General features: G+C 39.7%; 1 protein-coding gene. It reads left to right on the top strand.

All coding sequences use genetic code 11. The features are described from left to right. Positions 1-137 precede the first annotated feature (137 nt). Positions 138-323: a hypothetical protein gene (locus FTU39_RS13745; RefSeq protein WP_168379865.1), complete on the top strand. Its 186-nt coding sequence runs from the start codon at positions 138-140 to the stop codon at positions 321-323. The last annotated feature ends 931 nt before the right edge of the window (positions 324-1254 follow it).

Here is a 1254-nt window from a genome sequence, read left to right as displayed (position 1 = left end):
GATGACCAACATTGTTTAGGGTAATACTCCTAGAGTGTGTTTATACATGCTCTAGGGTGAGTATTCCCTGATCTTCTCCAACTCTCACCATAATGATCTAGTCACTAAATCAAAAACTTAAAAAAAAGGTGTTTAAGATGGAACAAGTCATAGAGCTTTTAGGCAAAACAGTAAAATTTATACATACAGAGAATGGTCATTTCTTTGAAGAACAAGGAAAGGTCACAGAAGTTTTATTGTCTTTGAGTGGTGAAAACAGAATTGCTTTAGATGAACAAGAATTATATTTGTTGTCTGATCTGCTAGAACTTGAGGTGCTTTGAAACCCTTACACAGCAAGGCTTACATGAGATTTCGTAAATATACCAAGAGAATCTGTTTTGACACGCGCCAACAGTGCGGGCGTCGTCGTCGAAACTCCTTCTCCTTCCTTACAGTTGGCTTTCGTGTCGCATTCGCTAATTCTTACCGATATAAGGCAAAAGGGAGCTTGTAATCAGGGAGAAAAGCGTTTTCGTAGCTTATTGCATCAGTTCGGGGCTACTCCAGCCCCTCTGAAATACCAGCCAAGGATACACAAAGGGGACTTTATGCCTTGTTAGGGATACCCTAAAACCCTTAAAACAATAAAATAAGAAAAAAAAAATCCTAACTGGAGAGAATAGGATTGTAAAAAGGGGTCGATTTAAATATATTCTAAGCACGGTTATTAATTCTTGCAGGAATTAATAACGAAAGTTATCTGTGTTAGAAGCACTAGATAAGATCAGGATAAAATCCCCGTGCGGTAAAGCGATTATAACGGCACAAGATTTAAAATAAATCCCTTTCGTTGTTAAAACTTCTCCAGTGATTAATTCCGTCCGTTTAAATGGGTGGTAGGTACAGTGACGACAGCATTTAAGCGGTGATTTTTAGCCTGTTACTGGGGGAACTGAACAAAGCAGGCAGCAGCATGAGTAGTTTTGAGCCGTACGTGAGTATATTGGGCGTTCCGCCCTTGCGATGTACAAAAGGCAATATAAGCGGTCTTAAATGCGTTCAGGCGGTGATATAAGCCGTAATTAAGACAGACACAGCGTTATACCGTAATGTGTCCCTGTGAAGCGATGGCTCGGCTCCGTAGTGATGACCAACATTGTTTAGGGTAATACTCCTAGAGTGTGTTTATACATGCTCTAGGGTGAGTATTCCCTGATCTTCTCCAACTCTCACCATAATGATCTAGTCACTAAATCAAAAACTTAAAAAAAA

Origin of the sequence: Acinetobacter sp. YH12099 (assembly GCF_013419195.1) — a bacterium.
Lineage (GTDB): Bacteria > Pseudomonadota > Gammaproteobacteria > Pseudomonadales > Moraxellaceae > Acinetobacter > Acinetobacter towneri.
This window is presented reverse-complemented; position numbering and strand designations above follow the sequence as displayed.

Bases quoted from the DNA above. Each gene is read 5' to 3' on its own strand.
- FTU39_RS13745 (WP_168379865.1), top strand. From the start codon at position 138: ATGGAACAAGTCATAGAGCTTTTAGGCAAAACAGTAAAATTTATACAT.